This window comes from Micromonospora wenchangensis (assembly GCF_002210435.1).
Taxonomy (GTDB): Bacteria; Actinomycetota; Actinomycetes; order Mycobacteriales; family Micromonosporaceae; genus Micromonospora; species Micromonospora wenchangensis.
The window spans coordinates 135,204-153,948 of the sequence record NZ_MZMV01000007.1 but is presented as its reverse complement, the minus strand read 5'-3'; the positions used below and the strand labels follow the sequence as shown (position 1 = coordinate 153,948).

The window sequence follows — 18,745 nt, the reverse complement described above, 5'->3', positions numbered from 1 at the left end:
GCGGGGCTCGCGTTTGCGGGGTCGGCGCACCGGAGACATTAGGCCGGCATGGGTGACAGGTGGTATTCCGAGGCCGTCGTCTACTGCCTCGACGTCGACACGTACGCGGACTCCGACGGTGACGGGGTCGGTGACTTCCGGGGCCTGATCGGCCGGCTCGACTACCTGGCGCGGTTGGGGGTGACCTGCCTCTGGCTCAACCCGATCCATCCCTCGCCCAACCAGGACGACGGATACGACGCGACCGACTTCTACAACGTCGACCCGCGCCTGGGTACCCTCGGTGACTTCGCCGAGCTGCTGCACCAGGCGCAGAACCGGGGCATCCGGGTCATCATCGACCTGGTGGTCAACCACACCTCCGACCAGCACCCGTGGTTCCAGTCCGCCCGGTCCTCGCCCGACTCGCCGTACCGTGACTGGTACGTCTGGGCCGACCACGAGCCGGCGGACCGGCACCAGGGCATGGTGTTCCCGGGCGAGCAGCACGAGACGTGGAGCTACGACCGGACCGCCAAGGCGTGGTACTACCACCGCTTCTACAAGTTCCAGCCGGATCTCAACATCGAGAACCCGAAGGTCCGCGAGGAGATCAAGAAGATCACCTCGTTCTGGCTCCAGCTCGGCGTCTCCGGGTTCCGGATGGACGCCGTGCCGTTCATCATCGAACAGACCGAGCCGGGCAACCCGAACGCGCCCAAGGACTTCGACTTCCTCACCGACCTGCGCCAGCACGTGCAGTGGCGGCGCGGCGACGCGGTGCTGCTGGCCGAGGCGAACGTCGAACCCGACCAGTTGCCGGTCTACTTCGGCGACGGCAGCGGCTCGGGCAACCGCATCCACATGCTCTTCGACTTCATGCTCAACGGCCGGCTGATGCTCGCCCTCGCCCGGGAGGACCCGGAGGCGATCATCGACGCGCTGCGCGACACCCCGAAGCTGCCCACCGGCGGCCAGTGGGCGACCTTCCTGCGTAACCACGACGAGATCGACCTGTCCCGGCTCACCGCCGACCAGCGCAACGACGTGCTGGCGAAGTTCGGCCCGGACGAGAACATGCAGCTCTACGGCCGGGGCATCCGGCGGCGGCTCGCCCCGATGCTCGGCAACGACCGCCGGCACATCGAGCTGGCGTACGCGCTCCAGTTCTCGCTGCGCGGCACGCCGGTGCTGCGCTACGGCGAGGAGATCGGGATGGGGGAGAACCTCGCGCTGGACGGGCGGGACGCGATCCGTACCCCGATGCAGTGGTCGTACAAGGAGAACGGCGGCTTCTCCACGGCGGACCCGGAGAAGCTGATCCGCCCGGTGATCGACAAGGGTGACTTCGGCTACCAGAAGGTCAACGTCACCGCCCAACGGGCCGACTCCACGTCGCTGCTGGCCTGGTTCGAGCGGATGATCCGGACGCTGCGGGAGGCCCCGGAGATCGGCTCCGGCTCGACCACGCACATCGACGTGCCCATGCCGGCCGGGGTGCTCGCGCACCGCGCCGACGGCCCCACCGGCACCATGGTCTTCCTGCACAACCTCGGCACCGAGGACGTGGAGGTGGACCTGAGCACCCTGGCCGCCGAGGCGGACCTGCCGATAGACGTCCTGACCGACCGGGGTTACGGCGACGTGGGCAAGCTGGACAGCCTGAAGCTGGGCGGGCACGGCTACCGCTGGATCCGGCTCTGCCGTTCCACCACCTACTGACCGGCGCGTCCGCCGACGCCCCTGACCGGCAGGGGCGTCGGCGGACGTCGGGCCGGGTAGGCTCCTCCGGTCGGGCCAGAAGTTACCGGGAGGTAGTCATGTCGGAGGAACCCCGCGTCGCCATCGTCACCGGAGCCGCGCGCGGTATCGGCGCGGCCACCGCCCGGCGGCTGGCCGCCGACGGGATGGCCGTCGCCGTGGTCGACATCGACCAGGCGGCGACCCGGGAGACCGTGGACGCGATCACCGCCGCCGGTGGCCGGGCCCTCGGCGTCGGCGCGGACGTCGCCGACCGGGAGCAGGTCGAGGCCGCAGTGGACCGGATCGCCACCGAGTTGGGCGGGCCGACCGTGCTGGTCAACAACGCCGGGGTGCTGCGGGACAACCTGCTGTTCAAGATGACCGACGCCGACTGGGACACCGTGCTGGGGGTGCACCTGCGCGGCGCGTTCCTGTTCAGCCAGGCCGCCCAGCGGCACATGGTCGAGCAGAAGTACGGCCGGATCGTCAACCTGTCGAGCACCTCCGCGCTGGGCAACCGGGGCCAGGCCAACTACGCCGCGGCCAAGGCCGGCCTCCAGGGCTTCACCAAGACCCTCGCGATCGAGCTGGGGCCGTTCGGGGTGACGGTCAACGCGGTCGCCCCCGGCTTCATCGTCACCGACATGACCGCCGCCACCGCCGCCCGGATGAAGGTCGACTTCGACGACCTCCAGAAGCACGCCGCCGCCGAGATCCCGGTCCGCCGTCCCGGCCGCCCGGAGGACGTCGCGCACACCATCTCGTTCCTGGTCAGCGAGGGCGCGTCCTTCGTCTCCGGCCAGGTCATCTACGTCGCGGGCGGCCCGAAGGACTGACCGGGGGTCGGAGCGTCGGGGCCGGGGCACCCGCGCCGGGAGCCGACGTCAGGCGTCGGCGGCGGTGCGGGTACGCCACAGCCAGAGCAGCCCCAGCACGGGCAGCACCAGCGGGATGTACCCGTACCCGCTGCCGAAGCCGGACCAGACCGTCTCGTCGGGGAACAGCTCGGGGTCGACCAGGCTGAGCACGCCGACGCCGACCACCCCGACCAGCTCCACCGAGCAGCAGGCCAGCGCGACCCGGCGGCCGGCGTGCCCGGCACGGGCCAGCCCGACCGCCGCCACGATGTAGATCAGCGCGGCCACCGCCGAGAGCAGGTACGCCACCGGCGCCTCGTCGAACTTCGTGGCGATCTGGAGCCCCGCCCGGGACGTGGCGGCGATGGCGAACAGGATGTAGACGGCGATCAGCAGCCGCCCCGGCCCCGCGTTGGTGGCGCGCCGCGCCGTCCCGGTGTCAGCCACCGACGACCTCCCAGGTCTGTTGCAGCCGGACCACGACCACCGGCAGGACCAGGCAGACCGCGCAGACGATCGCCGACCCCCACCGGGTCGGTTCCATCCGGGCCAGCACCCAGGCCAGCGGGGGCAGGCAGATCAGCGTCACCAGATATCCGAAGAACGCCCCGGGCTCGCCCGGCCGCTCACCCCCGACGACGGCGACCATGGCCGACACGGTCAGCGCGAGCAGCGCCACCTCCAGCAGGCCCAGCCCGACCGACTGCACCAGCTCCGGCGGCCGGTGCCGGACCGCCGCCACCAGGGCCCACAGCGCGAGTACGAGCGACAGCCCGATCGTCACGGTGGCGAGCACCCCGTCCACCGGCGAACCGGCCGACGCCGCGCCGGTCATCGCCGCCATCCGATAGGTGTCTCGGTCACCGGCACAGCCTACTAACCGGCGTAGTAATCACCGTCGTCCCGGTCCCGGGTCGACGGCCCGGGTCCCCCCGGTTGCCGGCCCGGCGGTGCGGGTAGGTGGCCCTCGGCTGCGGAAACAGGGGTGGGTGACTAGCGTGGGTCACGGCCGCGACGGGCGTGGCCGACGACGAGACCGGGGGTACCCTGTGCTGCGGTTCGGCCTGTTCGGCACCGGCCACTGGGCGGCGCGCACGCACGGCGCAGGGCTGGACGCCCACCCCCGCGCCGAACTGGTGGGGGTCTGGGGGCGCAACCCCGACCGGGCCGCCGCGCTGGCCGCCCGGCACGGCGTACCGGCGTTCGACGACGTCGACGCACTGCTCGACGCCTGCGACGCGGTGGCCGTGGCGCTGCCCCCGGACGTGCAGGCCGGGATCGCCGTCCGGGCCGCCACCGCCGGCCGGCACCTGCTGCTGGACAAGCCCCTCGCGCTGAGCCTCGACGAGGCCGACCGGGTGGTCGCCGCCGCGCGGTCCGCCGGGGTGGCCTCGGTGGTCTTCTTCACCCAACGCTTCCACCCCAACGTCGACGGCTTCCTCACCGCCACCGCCGCGGCCGGCGGCTGGCAGCACGCCCGGGTCACCCAGTTCGCCTCGATCTACGCCGCCGGCAGCCCGTACGGCGGCTCCCAATGGCGGCGGGAGCAGGGCGCGCTGTGGGACATCGGCCCGCACGCGCTGTCGATCGTGCTGCCGGTGCTCGGCCGGGTCACCCGGGTCGCCGCGATGGACGGCCCCGGCGGGCTGGTGCACCTGCTGCTCACCCACGACGGGGGTGCCACCAGCGCGCTGTCGCTGACCCTGGACGCCCCGCCGACGGCGGTCACCCGGGACGTCGTCTTCTTCGGCGAGAACGGCACCGCGACCGTCCCGCCCGGCGACGGCGACGCGCTGGCCGCCTTCGGCACCGCCGTCGACCAACTGCTGGCGGAGATCGACTCGGGTGGCCGGGACCACCGGTGCGACGTCCGCTTCGGTCGGGAGGTGGTGGCCGTCCTGGCGGCGGCCCAGACCGCCCGCGTCGAGGCCCGCACCGTCGACCTCCGCCCCTGACCGTCCCGACCGGGTCGACCGCCCGGCGTGTACCGGGCCGGCCCCGGATGCGCCTGCCGGCGGCTGCGGTCGTGGCGGGCAGCAGCGGAAAAGCCGTTGCGCGACGCGCGGGGTGCACTAGCGTGGCCTCCATGTTCACGCACGCCCTGATCACCGTGGCCGTCACGTCGGCCGCGCGGGGCCCCCTCCTGGTGGCCCGCCCGCGAGTCCGGCGTCCGGCCCTGGCCGGCCGGGACGCCCACCGCGCCTGACCCGAGCACCACCCGGCCTGACCGCCATCGTGGTCCGACCGGCAGCCGTGGTCTGACCGCCATCGTGGCCGGTCGCGGTCCGTGTCGCCCGTCCGACCGACCCGGTCGACCGGCGACGCCGGCCCCTACCGTGCCCGGTGACCGTCAGGCCCGGTCACCGCCTGCGTTCTCCGCGCGTCGCGTCCCCGCCGATCTCCAGGGTCGTCCGAGTCCCGATCCACTCGGACAGGCCCGGTGTCGTGCTGCGCCTGTCCGTACCGTCGCCGAGCGGCGACAGACAGGACGAGCCCCGTGGCGCCCCGCCCCGACCGCACCACCGCACGCGACAGGTCCCGTCGCGTACTGTCCCAGAACTTCCTCACCGACCCGGCCGCCGTGACCCGGATGGTCCGGGCGGCCCGTACCGGCCCGGACGACCTGCTGCTGGAGGTGGGTGCCGGTCGTGGCCAGCTCACCCGGCCACTGGCGCAGCGGTGCGGCCGGCTGATCGCCTACGAGGTCGACCCGGCCGTCATCCCCGCCCTGGCGGCGGTGTGCGCGACGCTGCCGCACGTGCGGCACCGGCAGGCCGACTTCCTGACCGCCGCACCACCCGACGAGCCGTTCGCCGTCGTCGGCAACGTTCCCTGGTCGCTGACCGCGGCGGTGGTCCGCTGGTGCCTCGCCGCGCCACGGCTGCGCGCGGCCACCCTGCTCACCCAGTGGGAGTACGCCCGCAAGCGGACCGGTGACCTCGGCCGGTGGAGCCGGCTGACCGTGCTGACCTGGCCGGAGTACCACTGGCGGCTGGCCGGCCGGGTGGCCCGTACCGCGTTCCGCCCGGTGCCCGCCGTCGACGGGGGCATCCTGCGGATCGAACGCCGGCCGACGGCGCTGCTGGACCCGGCCGGGCTGCCCGCGTACCGCAGGATGGTGGAGCTGGGGTTCGGCGGGGCGGGCGGGTCGCTCGCGGCCTCGCTGCGCACGGCCCACCCCGGCCGGCGGGTCGACGGCGCGCTGCGGGCGGCGCGGCTCGACCCGGCCACCCCGGTCGGGCTGGTCTGGCCGGAGCAGTGGCTGGTGCTGTTCCGGCTGCTGCATGCCCGCGCCCCGCAGCCCTGGCGGGATCGGACGGACGGCGACCAATCCGGCCCGGTCCCGGCACCGAATGCCTACCGTACGGGCGGGCGGCGTGGACGGAGGGCGAGACCGGATGACCCACGGCGACAACGCCGGTGATCCCACGGCACCGGCCGGGGACGGACCCGGGCTGCGGGCGGTCCCCGACCCGGTGTCGGATTCCCGGGCGGAGGCGGACGGGCTGCTGCGGGCCGTGGCACGCGGCGACGAGGCGGCCTTCGAACAGTTGTACGCGATCGTCGCGCCCCGGGTGTACGGGCTGGCCCGACGGGTGCTGCGGGACCCGGCGCAGGCCGAGGAGGTGGCCCAGGAGGTGCTGGTCGAGGTGTGGCGCACCGCCGCCCGTTTCGACCCGACCCGGGGTTCGGCCACCGCCTGGGTGTTCACCATCGCGCACCGGCGGGCGGTGGACCGGGTCCGCTCCGAGCAGGCCGGTGCCGAGCGGGCCCGCCGGGTGGCCGCCAGTTCCGGTACGACCCCGTACGACGAGGTGGTCGAGGAGGCTGCGGCGCGGCTGGAACGTCAGCAGGTGCGCCGCTGCCTCGCGGCGCTGACCGAGGTGCAGCGGGAGGCGATCACGTTGGCCTACTACGGCGGCCACAGCTACCGGGAGGTTGCCGGTCTGCTGGACACCGCCCTGCCGACCGTCAAGACCCGGATGCGGGACGGGTTGATCCGCCTGCGGGACTGCCTCGGAGTGGAGCTGGGCAGATGACCGACATTCACGGACTGGCCGGTGCGTACGTGCTCGACGCGGTGGACGATGTCGAGCGGGCCGCCTTCGGCCGGCACCTGCGCGACTGCGAGACCTGCGGGGTGGAGGTGGCCGAGCTGCGCGAGGCGATCGCCCGGCTCGCCGACCCGACCTGGTCCGTGCCACCACCGGCACTACGCGACGCGGTGCTGGCGGAGATCAGCCGTACCCCGCAGGAGCGACCCGGCCGGGGTGGCCGGGACGGGTCGGCGGCAGGCGACCGGTGGCGTCGACGGGTGGCTGCCGCAGCCGCCGCGGTGGTCCTGGCCGCAGCGGCCGGCACGGTCACCTGGGCGATCCAGGAACAGCGGGTACGCGACGCGCGTACCGACGTCACGGCCGCCCGGGACGAGGTGGCCCGGATCGGGGCGGTGCTCGCCGCTCCGGACGCGGTGGTCCGCACCGGGGCGGTGCCCGCCGGTGGCCGGGTCACCGTGGTCGCCTCCGCCGGCCGGGACGAGGGGGTGGCCCTGCTGTCCGGGTTGGCCGTTCCGGTGGCCGGGCGGGTCTACCAGCTCTGGTTGATCGAGGGCGGCACCGCCACCTCGGCGGGGCTGTTGCCGGCTGGTCGGGGCGCCGCGACGGTGCTGCTCGACGGGGTACGCGGCAAGGTCACGTTCGGGGTGACCGAGGAACCGGCAGGTGGCTCGTCGGCACCGACCACGACCCCGCTGGTGGCCCTGCCGGTCACGTGATCCGGAATCTTCGCCGATCTCGACCCATCCGGCGGACCCCGGGCCGCGAATACCTCTCAGATGCACAGTTTCACTACTTGGAGGGATTCGACTGATGCGCCCCATGAAGCTCACCGCCACCGTCATCGCCGCGACCGTGGCCCTCGGCCTCGCCGCCTGCGGTGGGGAGGCCGAGGAGACCGGCACCGCCGCCCCGGCGACCAGCGCCCCGATGGCGACCAGCGCGCCGGCCAGCACCACCCCGGCGATGGCCGACGGCCAGTTCGGCCCCGGCTGCGCCGCCGTGCCGACCGACGCCGCCGACCCGGGCAGCTTCGCGGCCATGGCGCAGGTGCCGGTGGCCACCGCCGCCTCCGGCAACCCGCTGCTCAGCACGCTGGTGACCGCGGTCAAGAAGGCCGACCTGGTGGACTCGCTCAACAGCGCCCAGGGCGTCACCGTCTTCGCGCCCACCAACGACGCCTTCGGCAAACTCCCCAAGGCCGACCTGGACAAGGTGCTCGCCGACAAGAAGATGCTCACCGACGTGCTGACCTACCACGTGGTGCAGGGCAAGCTCGCCCCCGGGCAGCTCGCCGGCACCCACAAGACCCTCCAGGGTGGCGATGTGACGGTCAGCGGCAGCGGCACCGAGTTCACCGTCAACGGCACCTCGATGGTCGTCTGCGGCAACGTGCAGACCGCCAACGCCACCGTCTACATCGTCGACTCCGTGCTGATGCCGAAGTCCTGACCGGCAACCGGACGAGCCGTGGAGAGGAGGTCCACCGTGCGTCGGATTCTCGTACCGGCCGGCTCGGGGCTGCTGTTCGCCGCTGCCGCCGTGACGCTGGCGGAACTGCTCGCCACGGCCGTCCGGCCGCAGGCCGCGCCGATCGTCGCAGTCGGTGCTGCCGTCATCGACGGCACACCCACCCCGGTCAAGGAGTTCGCGGTCCGCACCTTCGGCACGTACGACAAGCCGCTGCTGATCGGCGTCATCGGCCTGGTGTTGGCGTTGCTCGCCGCCGGCACCGGGATCCTGGCCCGGCGGCGTCCGGTGTTCGGCCTGCTCGGTCCCCTCGTGCTCGGCGTCGTCGGTGCGGCGGCGGCGTTGACCCGTCCCGACGCCCGGCCCCCCGACGCCCTGCCGGCGCTGGCCGGGGCGGTCGTGGCGGCCCTGCTGTGGCGGTTCGTCCCGCTGCCCGGTCGACCCGAACCGCAGCGGGGCACCGGGCCGACCCGGCGGACGCTGATCCGCAACGCCGTCACGGTGCTGGCGGGGACGGCACTGGCCGGGACGGGAGCGGCGCTGCTGCGCCGGGCGGGTGCGCAGGACGCGGACCGGTCCCGGGCGGCGGTCAGGTTACCCGCGCCGGTGAGCCCGGCACCGCCGCTGCCGCCGGGCACGGCCGCCGGCTTCCACATCCGCAATACCGACTTCTACCGGGTGGACACCGCGCTGACCGTGCCCCGGCTGGCCGCCGACTCGTGGCAGCTGCGGTTGCACGGCCTGGTGGACCGGCCGGTGGAACTGGACTTCGCCGCCCTGCTCGACCGAGGTCTGATCGAGCGGGACATCACCCTCAGCTGCGTCTCCGGCGAGGTCGGCGGTCCGTACGTCGGCACCGCCCGCTGGCTCGGCGTGCCCCTCGCGCCGCTGCTGCGCCAGACCGGGGTACGTGCCGGCGCGGACCAGCTGGTGGCCCGCTCCGACGAGGGGATGACCATCGGCACCCCACTGGCCACCGTCCTCGACGGCCGGGACGCGATGCTGGCCGTCGGCATGAACGGCGAACCCCTACCGTTCACCCACGGCTTCCCGGTCCGGATGCTCACCCCCGGGGTGTACGGCTACGCCGGGTCCTGCAAGTGGGTGGTGGAGCTTGAAGTGTCCACGTTCGCCGCGTTCGACGCGTACTGGGTGCGGCGCGGGTGGGCCCGTGAGGCGCCGGTGAAGACCGCGTCGCGGATCGACCGGCCGGCCCCGTTCGCCCGGCTGGACGCCGGCCGGTTCACCGTCGCCGGGGTGGCCTGGGCGCAGCACCGGGGCATCGCCGCCGTGGAGGTCTCGGTCGACGGCGGACCCTGGCGTACCGCCGAACTGCTGCCCACCGCCTCCACCGACACCTGGGTCCAGTGGCGGTACGCCTGGTCGGCCCCGCCGGGCGGGCACAGCCTGCGGGTACGCGCCACCGACGGCACCGGCGCGATCCAGCCGCAGGAACGTCGCCCACCCTTCCCGGACGGTGCCACCGGCTGGCACACCGTCAGCGTCTCCGTCACCTGACGCCACAGTCAGGCGAGGGTGCCGAGGGCCTCGTGCAGCTCGGCCGGGTCGTCGAACTGCCCGGCGGGCAACGCCCGCAGCATCTGGAGCAGTTCGGTGCCGGCGCCGTTCTCCTGACCCCAGCGGACCAGGTCCTCGCGGGAGACCGGGTAGTCGAGCCCGGCCAGGTACTCCTGCAACTGCATCCCGGTGACGGTCATGCCGCCGGCTACCCGTTCCGCCCGCCGACACACCACCCACCGCGGGCCGACCGGCGGTTTGTCCGCCGACCCTGCCGGGTAGCCCCGCCCATGCTGGTACAGCGGCTCGGTACGCCGAGCGACTTCGACCCGCTGCTGGAGCGCGCCCGGGACGCCCGGGTGGTGATGATCGGCGAGGCGACGCACGGCAGTCACGACTACTACCGGTTGCGTGAGCAGCTCACCCGGCGGCTCATCGCCGAGCAGGGGTTCGACTTCGTGGCGGTGGAGGGGGACTGGCCGGACTGCGACCGGGTGCACCGCTCGGTGGTGGGCGCGCCCGGCGGCGCGCAGGACCCGCGTACCGCGCTGGGATTGTTCACCCGCTGGCCCACCTGGATGTGGGCCAACGCCGAGGTGGACCGGTTCTGCCGCTGGCTGCGGGCGTGGAACCTGGAGCGCCCCGAGCGGGAGCGGGCCGGTTTCCACGGGCTCGACGTCTACAGCCTGTGGGAGTCCATGCAGGCCATCTTCGACTACCTGGGCGAGGAGGACCCGAAGTCGATGGAGGCGGCGCAGGACGCGTACCGGTGCTTCGAGCCGTACGGGCGGCGGGTCGAGGAGTACGGCGCGGCCAGCCGGTTCGTCTCGGCCCGCTGCGAGGAGGAGGTGATCCGGCTGCTGGCGCGTACCCGGGCCCACGTCGCCTCGGACGGCCCGGACGCGTTCGCGGCCTGGCAGAACGCGGAGGTGGTGGCCGGCGCGGAGCGGTACTACCGGGCGATGGTGCACGGCGGGCCGGACTCCTGGAACGTGCGCGACATCCACATGGCCGACACCCTGGACCGGCTGCTCACCCGGTACGGGCCGGGGTCACGCGGGATCGTCTGGGCGCACAACACCCACATCGGGGACGCCCGCGCCACCGACATGGCCGGCGACGGGATGGTCAACATCGGCCAGCTCGCCCGGGAACGCCTCGGCCGGGACGCGGTGACGCTGATCGGTTTCGGCGGCTACCGGGGCACCGTGGTCGCCGCCCCGCACTGGGGTTCACCGGCCGAGGTGATGACGGTGCCGCCGGCCCGGGAGGGCTCGGTGGAGTGGCGGCTGCACGAACTGCTGCCGGAGCGGGCGGTGCTCGTCTTCGGCGGTCCCGACCAGCCCGACTGGGTCACCGGCACCGTCGAGCACCGGGCGATCGGGGTGGTCTACGACCCCACCTTCGAACGCTGGGGCAACTACGTGCCGAGCCGGCTGGCCGACCGCTACGACGCCTTCGTCTGGTGCGACCAGTCCACCGCCCTGCACCCGCTCCCCGCCCGCACCACCACAGGCGAACTGGAAACCTACCCCGCCGGGGTGTGACCCGGTCACCTCCGTGGATCATGGAGTTGTGGTGCCCGGTCCGGGGTGTTCACCCCGTTCCGTCCGGCACCACAACTCCATGATCGGCAGGGTCAGACGTTGACCGGGTGCTTGTCGAGGTGGGCGCGGAGGCCCTCGCCCTCGATGTCGACGTTGGGCAGGGCCCGGTCGAGCCAGCGGGGGAGCCACCACGCCCTGGCGTTCAGCAGGGACATCACGGCGGGGACGATGGTCATCCGGACCACGAAGGCGTCGATGGCGACACCGACGGCGAGCGCGAAGCCCATCGACTTGATCACCGGGTCGTCGAGGAAGACGAAGCCGCCGAAGACCGACATCATGATCAGCGCGGCGGCGGTGACCACCCGGGCCCCGTGCCCCATCCCGTTGATGGTGGCCTGCCGGGCCGTGTCGCCGTGCACGAAGTCCTCCCGCATCCGGGAGACCAGGAAGACCTCGTAGTCCATGGCCAGGCCGAACAGGATGCCGATCAGCAGGATCGGCAGGAAGCTGATCAGCGGGGCCGGGCTGTCCAGGCCGACCAGGCTGGCGAGGTGGCCCTGCTGGAACACCGCGACGGTGATGCCGAAGGTGGCGGCCACCGTGAGCAGGAAGCCCAGCGCGGCCTTCACCGGCACCAGGATCGACCGGAAGACCAGCATCAGCAGCAGGATCGACAGCCCCACCACGAGCAGCAGGTAGACCGGCATGGCGTCGGACAGCTTCTCGGACACGTCGATGCCGATCGCGGTGACGCCGGTCAGCAGCACCTCGGCGTTACCGATCGAGCCCACCCGGTCCCGGATGTCGTGCACCAGCGTCTCGGTGGCCGCGTCGGTCGGCCCGCTCTTCGGGATCACCCCGATCAGCGCCGTCCGCCCGGACGGGTCGAGCTGCGGCGGGGCCACCGCCAACACCCCGTCCGTACGCTGGACCAGCGCGGCGACCTGCGGCACGGCGGCGGCGGTGTCCTGCGGGGAGTCCGAGGTGACCACCACGGCGAGCCGGCCGGTGAAGCCCGGACCGAAGCCCTCCCGGATCAGGTCGGCGCTGGTGCGGGCCGGGCTGCCCACCGGGGCGGTGCTGGCGTCCGGCAGGGCGATCCGCATGTCCTGGGCCGGCAGGGCGAGCAGCCCGAGACCGAGCAGGCCGACCAGGATCACCGGGATGCGCAGCCGGGTCACCCACTGCGCCCAGCGGAACCCGAAACCGGAGCGGTCCTCGGCGGCCGGCGCGGCGTCGGTGACCTCGGCCGCCGGGGTGACGTTGCGCAGCTTGCGGGGCAGCACCCGGCGGCCGGCGAACCCGAGCAGCGCGGGGGCGAGGGTGATCGCCACCAGCACCGCCACGCTGACCGTGCCGGCGGCGGCCAGACCCATCACGGTGAGGAACGGGATGCCGACCACGGCGAGGCCGGCGAGCGCGATGACCACGGTGGCGCCGGCGAAGAGCACGGCGGAACCGGCGGTGCCGACGGCCCGGCCGACCGCCTCCTCCGGGGTGAGCCCTTCGAGCAGGTGCTGCCGGTGCCGCGAGGTGATGAACAGCGAGTAGTCGATGCCGACCGCCAGGCCGAGCATCAGGGCCAGGATGGGTGCGGTGCTGGTCAGTTCGACCACGCTGCTGAGCGCGAACAGGCCGGCCATGCCGACCCCGACGCCGATCAGCGCGTTCAGCATGGTCATCCCGGCCGCGACCAGCGAGCCGAACGTGATGATCAGGACGATCGCGGCGACGAGCACACCCAGCGCCTCGGTCGAGCCGACCTCCGGCTCCGCGTTGAGCACCTCACCGCCGGGGGCGATCTGCCACCCCTGGGCCTCGGCCTGCGCGCCGACCTTCTCGTACGCCGCCCGCTGGTCGTCGGTGACGTCGTCCGCGCCGGTGGCGAACTGCACCTGGATCAGCGCGTAGCGGCCGTTGGGGGTGATCGCCTGGGACTGGTACGGGTCGACCGCGCCGATGACGCCGGGCAGGGTGGCGGCCTCCTGGACGACCCCCTTCACCACGGCCTGCCCGTCGGGGGTGGTCAACTGGCCGTCGGCGGGCGCCTTCACCGCGATGGTGCCGGTGGCGCCGCTGGCTGCCGGGAACCGCTCGGCGAGCAGGTCCAACGCCTGCTGCGACTCGGTCCCGGGCATGGTGAAGTTGCTGGCCGTCGGGCCCTTCAGGGTGGCGGCGGCGATGCCGAGGCCGACGAGTACGACGAGCCAGACGGCGACGACGAGTCGCCGGCGGCGCAACGATGCCCGGCCTAGCCGGTACAGCAGGGTCGCCATCAGATCCTTGTCCTCAATCCTGGTGTTGGTGGTCGAGAGGTGGCCGTGGTGGCGGCGGTGCGGGGGTGACGAGCACCCGCTGGGCGATGGCCAGCAGGGCGGGACGCAGTTCCTCGTCGGGGATGTCGGCGAACGCGCCGCACCCCTCGGCGATGCCGGCGAGCAGCACCAGCGCGGCGACCCGCGCGTCCTGCCCGCCGTCGGGGCCGGTCATCGCCTCGATCAGCCGCTCGGAGATGCGCTGGATGTGGGCGAAGGCCGGTTGGGCGAGCAGTTCCGGGAACTCCCCGCGCAGCAGCGCGATCTCGCCCCGGAACCGCACCGCGAGGTCGACGAAGCCCTCCGCCGCCACGCGTTGCGCCGCCGTGCCGGTCAGCGCCGAGATCCGCTCGTCCAGTTCGCGCAGGACCGCGATCGGTCCTGCCATCAGCTCGGCGAGCAGGGCTTCCTTGCCGGCGAAGTGGTAGAGCACCGCCGCCTTGGAGCAGCCCACCTCGCGGGCGATGTCCTGCAACGAGGTGCCCTTGTAGCCGGTCACCGCGAACCGCCGGGCCGCTGCGGCGAGGATCTCGCCGTGCGTACGGGGGGTGCGTCGGATCATGCGTTCCAGCATGCCTGACCGATCGGTCAGACACTGACCGATCGGTCAGAGCAAGTCGGTGGCGTTCGCCACAGCGCGGCGTTCCTCACCCCCGGCCGTTCTGCCTGTCGTACGCCGCCCGCGCCTCGCTGATCGCCGTCCGGTGCCGGTCCGCCCAGGCGGTCAGCGCCCGCAACGGCTCGTACAGCTCCAACGCCATCGGGGTGGCCCGGTACTCGACCCTCGGCGGCACGCCCGGATGCACCAGGCGGTGCAACAGGCCGTCCCGTTCCAGGTTGCGCAGGGTCAGCGTGAGCATCCGGCGGCTGATCCCCTCGACCTGCCGGGTCAGCTCCGAGAAGCGCACCGGGCCGGGGGAGGCGGCCAGCAGGATGCCGATCGCCCACTTGCCGCCCACCCGGTCCAACGCCTCCCGCAGGGTGCAGTCGCCGTCCCGCCCGCCGCCGGCACAATCGTCGCCGTCCTGCTCCCGGCCGTCCTGTCGCACGGCGTGCTGGTCCCCGGCGTCCTGCCCACCGTCGTGTCGTCGCGCGGCGTGCTGGTAGCCGCCGTCGTACTCCCCGGCGGCGGGGCCGTCCGGTTCGGTGGCGGCGCTGCCGGCGTCGTCCTGCCGCCCGCCCGTACGGCCGTCGCTGTGTTCCCGGGACACGAGGGGTCTCCTTCCGCCGGTGCCATGGTCACAGACGGGTACCCCGACGACGGGACCGGCGGCCGATCCGTGTCGCAGTTGCGCCCGGCCGGCACGGCCGGGAGGGTGGGTGGATGGGTGGCGCGGAGGAGACGCGGGACGGGGTGGGCCTGACCAACCTGGGCCAGCCGCTGCTCGCCGGCAGTGACCTGACCAAGCGGGACCTGGTCGACTACCTCGACGCCGTACACGAGCACATCCTGCCCGGCCTGCGCGACCGGCCGCTGTCGGTGGTCCGGCTGCTGCGCGGGCAGGAGCCGTTCATGCAGAAGAACCTGCCGAAGTACACCCCCGACTGGGTGCGCCGCACCTCGATCTGGGCCGAGACCTCGCACCGCCAGGTGTCGTACGCGCTCTGCGACGACCGGCGCACCCTGCTCTGGTTCGCCAACCAGCGGGCCGTCGAATACCACCCGGCGCTGGTCACCGCGACCCGCCCCGAACAGCCCACCCACCTCGTGCTCGATCTCGACCCGCCCGAGGGGGACGCCTTCCCGACGGTGGCCCGGGTCGCCGGGGCGGTCCGCCGGGCGCTGGCCGACGTCGGGCTGGCCGGCGCGGTGAAGACCAGCGGGGCCAAGGGGCTGCACGTCTTCGTACCGGTGCACCCGGACACCACCGCCGAGGAGGTGGCCGCCGCGACCCGGGCGCTCGCCGTGCACACCGAGCGGCTCGACCCGCAGACGGCGACCACCGCCTTCATCCGGGAGGACCGGGGCGGCCGGGTCTTCGTCGACCCCACCCGGGCCGGCGGGGCGACGGTGGTCGCCGCGTACAGCCCCCGGATGCGCCCCGGGCTGCCGGTTTCTTTCCCGGTGGCCTGGGACGACCTCGACCGGGTCAGCCCGGCCGACTTCACCGTACGGACGGTGCCCGCGCTGCTCGGTGACCGGGACCCGTGGGCCGGGGCGATGCCCGCGCCGCAGCGCCTCCCCGCCGACCTGGTCGCCGAGGGGCGGACCATCCCGGTGCCCCGGGTGCAGGCCATGCACGAGGGGAAACGCCGCGCCAGGGCCCGCCGCGAAGCCCCCTGACCGGCCGTCGCCCGCCCGGCCGAGTGGTGATCGACTCCTGTGGGCCGATGGAGCGGCATCATCGAGCCGGGACAGCGCCACGGGGGCGATACTGCATGGATCGTCGCGGTGACCCGGACGCCCGCCCGGGTCGTTGACAGCCGGACACACGACGAAGGCCGCTGATCGGGTTTCCCCTGGTCAGCAGCCTTCTCGTGCTGGTCGCGGCTTCCTTAGCAAGTGTGCCCCCGGCAGGATTCGAACCTGCGCCCCCGCCTCCGGAGGGCGGTGCTCTATCCCCTGAGCTACGGGGGCTCAGCGACCTGAGAAGAGTAGCAAACCCCTCCGGGATCACCGAATCGCCACCCGGCCCCCACCGGCGCACCCCGCTGACCTGCATGATCATGGGGGCGGGCCCGGGGCCGACCGCGACGGCCGTCGGCGGTGGAACGTCGCCGGCGGCCGGGCCTGGCGGATCGGCCACCGGGCCGGCGAGGCGGATCGGCCACCGCCACCGGCCGGGCGGATCGAGGCCGGTGGTCGATGGCCGGCTGGCCGGTCAGGCGGTCAGGCGGTCAGGCGGTGCCAGGGTGCGCCCGCAACTCGGCAGCGGGTGCAGGACGATGCGCCGGGGCAGCCGGCGGGGCCACTCGTTGCGGGGCCAGGAGCCGTCCACGATCAGGTGCACCGGGTGCTGGTCGGCGCCGCTGAGCCGGAGCACGAAGTCGCGGGGCAGCGGCGGGTCCACGCTCGGCGTGGTGACCATGAACCGGACCCGCCCCCGGGAGGACACCGCCGAGATCACCTCTGCGGCGGGCATGGTGCCCCGCAGGCGTACCCGGCCGATCCAGTAGACCTCCGCGTCGTGTTCCTGGGCGGCCCGGGTGATGGCCGGGTACTCGCCGCGTACCCAGCGTTCGACCGCGCCGACGCAGAGCCCGCAGGCCCGCTCGCGCGGTTCCCGGGGGCCCAGCCCCCAGGCCCGCAGGTACGCCCCGACCGTGCCGGCGTCCATGGTGAGGTCGAAGCGGCGCTGGATCAGCGCGGCGAGGCTCTGGCGCGTCCAGAGTTCCTCGTCCAGCCCGAACTCGTCGGGGTGGACGCCGCGCAGTACGTCGATCAGTTCGAGTTCCTGTTGCCGGCTGAGCGCTCCCGACTCGCCCTGCCGGTGTCCGCGACGGGCGGCTGCCACCGCTCCGTCACCGCCGATGGTGTGGCGTCGGCACCAGCTGGTGACCGAGCGCCGCGCGTCTCTGAGTGCAACCCCCACGTCCTACGCAACGAGCACTAATCGCAACTGGTCACGATATGTGGGTAGAAACCTCTCGTAGAGGCTCAAAGGTGCGCAGCGCGCTAAAGATGCAAATCACCCATATCCTGTCATCGGGTCGGTGGATGCGCGGAGGCCCGCGTCCGCCGGAGCGGTACGCGGGCCTCCCAGGAGGTCGGGCGGGTCAGCCGCCCAGGCGCTTCAACGCGTTCTGCAGGTTGGTCAGGTCGGTCTGCTGGGTGTTCTTCATGATCTGCGCGACCTTGCGGACGTCGTCGTCGCTGCCGGCGTCGAGGATGCCCTGGATCATGTGGATGCCGCCGAGGTGATGCTTGATCATCATCTGGAGGAAGAGGACGTCCAGCTCGCGCCCCTGGGCGACGCGCAGCTTGGCCATCTCCTCCGGCGTCGCCATGCCCGGCATCAGGCCGTTCTCGACCCTGGCCCCGTCGGGCATCCAGGCCATCCGGGGCTCGCTGCCGGTCGGGTCGAGCCCCCACGACCGCAGCCAGGTCTGCATGGTGCCGATCTCGCCCTGCTGGCCGGTGGCGATGTCGCCGCCGATCTGCCGCACCTCGGGGTCGGTGCCCCGGTCGAAGGCGATCAGCCCCATCTCGACCGCCTGGGCGTGGTGGGTGCTCATGTCCCGGGCGAAGCCGGCCTCCGGCGAGCTGTCGCCCGGCCGGGTCAACGTCGGGGTGAGCAGGCCGCCGGCGTACCCGAGGAGGAGGCCGACCACGACGGCGGCGGCCAGCGCGAGCACGCCGTAACGGCCGGCGGGCCGCCGGTCACCTGCGGGGGTGACCGGGGGCTCGACGGGCGGCGTGTCGGTCGTCGCGGGAGCGGTCATCGCCACGTCCTCACTGGGTGGGCTGCTGCTGTTGCTGCGGGAGGTTGTCGCGCGGGGCGGTGCCGGTGGCCGTGATGCCCTGACCGCAGTTGGCGTTCGGACCCTCGACCGAGGCGTTCACCCGCAGGGTCTTGATGAACTCGTCGATCCGGCTGTCGTCGGCGTTGTCGACCTTGAGCTGGTAGCCCCACGCCTGGAGCGAGATCGGCTTGTCCAGCCCCTCGAACGGGCTGAGCATGGCCTTCTCGACGCCCTGCACCTTGCTGCGGAGCTTGCTGACCTGGTCGGCCGGCAGGTCGGGACGGTAGGTGATCCACACCGTGCCGTGCTCCAGGCTGTGCACCGCGTGCTCGTTGGCGATCGGGGCGTCGTAGACGTCGCCCATGCAGTTCTGCCAGGCCGGGTTGTGCGGGCCGGCCACCGGCGGGAGCACGTCGTACTTGATCGCGCCCTGCTGGTGCTGGCCGCCCTGGACGAGCTTGGGGTCCTTCTCCCGGAAGTCGACGATGCCGTCGATGTCGGCGGCCCGCTGCTCCCACGACTTGGAACCCTGGAAGGCCGCGTACGCGCCGTAACCGATGATCGAGACGGCGAGCACGCCCACGGCGACGAACAGGGCGATCGGGCCCCAGGACCGGCCCTGGCTCACCTTCACCGGGGTGATCGGCTTACGCGGGCCCTTGCCGCCCGAGGTCTGCCGGGGGGTGCCCGTGGACTTGGCGGCCCCGGGCTTGCTGGCGCCGGCGGCGGGCCGGCCCGCCGCCGGCTTCTTGCCGGTGCTGACCACGGTCGGACGGCGCTGCGGGCCGCCCGGGGTGCTGATGCTCATCGTCCCTCGTCAGGTCGGTCGGTCAGGGGATCTGGCGGGCCGGGTG

At 73.3% G+C, this 18,745-nt stretch carries 17 protein-coding genes, 1 tRNA gene and 2 pseudogenes; 10 read left to right on the top strand and 10 right to left on the bottom strand.

What is annotated here, in order from left to right; translation table 11 throughout:
- Positions 1 to 48 precede the first annotated feature (48 nt).
- Complete coding sequence (locus tag B5D80_RS06300) at positions 49 to 1,701, top strand: alpha-amylase family protein (RefSeq protein ID WP_088642822.1); 1,653 nt, start codon at positions 49 to 51, stop codon at positions 1,699 to 1,701.
- 98 nt (positions 1,702 to 1,799) lie between these two features.
- Positions 1,800 to 2,558: a 3-oxoacyl-ACP reductase FabG gene (gene fabG / locus B5D80_RS06295; RefSeq protein ID WP_088642821.1), complete on the top strand. Its 759-nt coding sequence runs from the start codon at positions 1,800 to 1,802 to the stop codon at positions 2,556 to 2,558.
- On the opposite strand, the pseudogene B5D80_RS06290 reads toward fabG, so the two are convergent.
- Positions 2,531 to 3,026, bottom strand: a pseudogene (locus B5D80_RS06290) (hypothetical protein). The gene fabG and the pseudogene B5D80_RS06290 sit on opposite strands and share 28 nt — an antisense overlap.
- On the bottom strand, positions 3,019 to 3,423 hold the full coding sequence (locus B5D80_RS06285) for a hypothetical protein (protein WP_088642819.1): 405 nt from the start codon (positions 3,421 to 3,423) through the stop codon (positions 3,019 to 3,021). Before B5D80_RS06285 ends, B5D80_RS06290 begins: the two are co-directional and overlap by 8 nt.
- Before the next feature lie 205 nt (positions 3,424 to 3,628).
- Here B5D80_RS06285 and B5D80_RS06280 point away from each other — a divergent pair, with 205 nt between their 5' ends.
- From B5D80_RS06280 to B5D80_RS06255, 6 genes and pseudogenes are all read left to right on the top strand, one after another.
- Complete coding sequence (locus B5D80_RS06280) at positions 3,629 to 4,534, top strand: Gfo/Idh/MocA family protein (protein ID WP_088642818.1); 906 nt, start codon at positions 3,629 to 3,631, stop codon at positions 4,532 to 4,534.
- A gap of 542 nt (positions 4,535 to 5,076) precedes the next feature.
- Positions 5,077 to 5,868: pseudogene (erm, locus tag B5D80_RS06275) on the top strand (ErmE/ErmH/ErmO/ErmR family 23S rRNA (adenine(2058)-N(6))-methyltransferase); the annotation flags it as partial.
- A 109-nt stretch (positions 5,869 to 5,977) separates the two neighbouring features.
- Positions 5,978 to 6,619 (top strand): ECF RNA polymerase sigma factor SigK, encoded by a 642-nt coding sequence (gene sigK, locus B5D80_RS06270; RefSeq protein ID WP_088642816.1) that lies wholly within the window; start codon positions 5,978 to 5,980, stop codon positions 6,617 to 6,619.
- Positions 6,616 to 7,353, top strand: a complete 738-nt coding sequence (locus tag B5D80_RS06265) for an anti-sigma factor (RefSeq protein WP_088642815.1) — start codon at positions 6,616 to 6,618, stop codon at positions 7,351 to 7,353. Before sigK ends, B5D80_RS06265 begins: the two co-directional genes overlap by 4 nt.
- Before the next feature lie 94 nt (positions 7,354 to 7,447).
- Complete coding sequence (locus tag B5D80_RS06260) at positions 7,448 to 8,086, top strand: fasciclin domain-containing protein (protein WP_088642814.1); 639 nt, start codon at positions 7,448 to 7,450, stop codon at positions 8,084 to 8,086.
- Between the two features lie 36 nt (positions 8,087 to 8,122).
- Positions 8,123 to 9,622 (top strand): molybdopterin-dependent oxidoreductase, encoded by a 1,500-nt coding sequence (locus tag B5D80_RS06255; protein WP_088642813.1) that lies wholly within the window; start codon positions 8,123 to 8,125, stop codon positions 9,620 to 9,622.
- Positions 9,623 to 9,630: 8 nt separating this feature from the next.
- On the opposite strand, the gene B5D80_RS06250 is transcribed toward B5D80_RS06255, so the two are convergent.
- Positions 9,631 to 9,822, bottom strand: a complete 192-nt coding sequence (locus B5D80_RS06250; RefSeq protein ID WP_088642812.1) for a DUF2795 domain-containing protein — start codon at positions 9,820 to 9,822, stop codon at positions 9,631 to 9,633.
- Positions 9,823 to 9,912: 90 nt separating this feature from the next.
- On the opposite strand from B5D80_RS06250, the gene B5D80_RS06245 reads away from it, so the two are divergent.
- The gene (locus B5D80_RS06245; protein ID WP_088642811.1) at positions 9,913 to 11,169 is read left to right on the top strand and encodes an erythromycin esterase family protein; all 1,257 of its coding nucleotides are present in this window, start codon (positions 9,913 to 9,915) and stop codon (positions 11,167 to 11,169) included.
- 92 nt (positions 11,170 to 11,261) lie between these two features.
- Here B5D80_RS06245 and B5D80_RS06240 read toward each other — a convergent pair whose 3' ends face one another.
- The 3 genes from B5D80_RS06240 to B5D80_RS06230 all read right to left on the bottom strand — a co-directional run bounded on the left by B5D80_RS06240 (position 11,262) and on the right by B5D80_RS06230 (position 14,467).
- Entirely contained in the window at positions 11,262 to 13,448 is a 2,187-nt protein-coding gene (locus B5D80_RS06240) for an MMPL family transporter (RefSeq protein ID WP_088642810.1), read from the bottom strand.
- A gap of 13 nt (positions 13,449 to 13,461) precedes the next feature.
- The gene (locus B5D80_RS06235; protein WP_088642851.1) at positions 13,462 to 14,049 is read right to left on the bottom strand and encodes a TetR/AcrR family transcriptional regulator; all 588 of its coding nucleotides are present in this window, start codon (positions 14,047 to 14,049) and stop codon (positions 13,462 to 13,464) included.
- Positions 14,050 to 14,134: 85 nt separating this feature from the next.
- A complete protein-coding gene (locus tag B5D80_RS06230; RefSeq protein WP_245854284.1) occupies positions 14,135 to 14,467 on the bottom strand; it encodes a winged helix-turn-helix transcriptional regulator in 333 nt (110 codons plus the stop codon).
- A gap of 344 nt (positions 14,468 to 14,811) precedes the next feature.
- Between B5D80_RS06230 and ligD the strand changes: the two genes are divergently transcribed.
- Complete coding sequence (gene ligD, locus B5D80_RS06225) at positions 14,812 to 15,771, top strand: non-homologous end-joining DNA ligase (protein ID WP_088642809.1); 960 nt, start codon at positions 14,812 to 14,814, stop codon at positions 15,769 to 15,771.
- A 222-nt stretch (positions 15,772 to 15,993) separates the two neighbouring features.
- On the opposite strand, the gene B5D80_RS06220 is transcribed toward ligD, so the two are convergent.
- The 4 genes from B5D80_RS06220 to B5D80_RS06205 form a co-directional block, all read right to left on the bottom strand.
- Positions 15,994 to 16,065 (bottom strand) — tRNA-Arg (locus tag B5D80_RS06220).
- A gap of 244 nt (positions 16,066 to 16,309) precedes the next feature.
- The gene (locus tag B5D80_RS06215) at positions 16,310 to 17,020 is read right to left on the bottom strand and encodes a winged helix-turn-helix domain-containing protein (RefSeq protein ID WP_088642808.1); all 711 of its coding nucleotides are present in this window, start codon (positions 17,018 to 17,020) and stop codon (positions 16,310 to 16,312) included.
- Between the two features lie 184 nt (positions 17,021 to 17,204).
- The gene (locus B5D80_RS06210; RefSeq protein WP_088642807.1) at positions 17,205 to 17,870 is read right to left on the bottom strand and encodes a DUF305 domain-containing protein; all 666 of its coding nucleotides are present in this window, start codon (positions 17,868 to 17,870) and stop codon (positions 17,205 to 17,207) included.
- Between the two features lie 10 nt (positions 17,871 to 17,880).
- Positions 17,881 to 18,699 carry a thioredoxin-like domain-containing protein gene (locus B5D80_RS06205; RefSeq protein WP_088642806.1) on the bottom strand — a complete coding sequence of 273 codons (819 nt, stop codon included), beginning with the start codon at positions 18,697 to 18,699 and terminating at the stop codon, positions 17,881 to 17,883.
- Between the last annotated feature and the right edge of the window lie 46 nt (positions 18,700 to 18,745).

Excerpts from the sequence above, each read along its gene's own strand:
- B5D80_RS06285 (WP_088642819.1), bottom strand. The coding sequence starts at position 3,423 with ATGGCGGCGATGACCGGCGCGGCGTCGGCCGGTTCGCCGGTGGACGGG.
- fabG (WP_088642821.1), top strand. The coding sequence starts at position 1,800 with ATGTCGGAGGAACCCCGCGTCGCCATCGTCACCGGAGCCGCGCGCGGT.
- sigK (WP_088642816.1), top strand. The coding sequence starts at position 5,978 with ATGACCCACGGCGACAACGCCGGTGATCCCACGGCACCGGCCGGGGAC.
- B5D80_RS06250 (WP_088642812.1), bottom strand. The coding sequence starts at position 9,822 with ATGACCGTCACCGGGATGCAGTTGCAGGAGTACCTGGCCGGGCTCGAC.
- B5D80_RS06210 (WP_088642807.1), bottom strand. The coding sequence starts at position 17,870 with ATGACCGCTCCCGCGACGACCGACACGCCGCCCGTCGAGCCCCCGGTC.
- B5D80_RS06205 (WP_088642806.1), bottom strand. The coding sequence starts at position 18,699 with ATGAGCATCAGCACCCCGGGCGGCCCGCAGCGCCGTCCGACCGTGGTC.
- ligD (WP_088642809.1), top strand. The coding sequence starts at position 14,812 with ATGGGTGGCGCGGAGGAGACGCGGGACGGGGTGGGCCTGACCAACCTG.
- B5D80_RS06265 (WP_088642815.1), top strand. The coding sequence starts at position 6,616 with ATGACCGACATTCACGGACTGGCCGGTGCGTACGTGCTCGACGCGGTG.
- B5D80_RS06235 (WP_088642851.1), bottom strand. The coding sequence starts at position 14,049 with ATGATCCGACGCACCCCCCGTACGCACGGCGAGATCCTCGCCGCAGCG.
- B5D80_RS06260 (WP_088642814.1), top strand. The coding sequence starts at position 7,448 with ATGCGCCCCATGAAGCTCACCGCCACCGTCATCGCCGCGACCGTGGCC.
- B5D80_RS06300 (WP_088642822.1), top strand. The coding sequence starts at position 49 with ATGGGTGACAGGTGGTATTCCGAGGCCGTCGTCTACTGCCTCGACGTC.
- B5D80_RS06240 (WP_088642810.1), bottom strand. The coding sequence starts at position 13,448 with ATGGCGACCCTGCTGTACCGGCTAGGCCGGGCATCGTTGCGCCGCCGG.
- B5D80_RS06245 (WP_088642811.1), top strand. The coding sequence starts at position 9,913 with ATGCTGGTACAGCGGCTCGGTACGCCGAGCGACTTCGACCCGCTGCTG.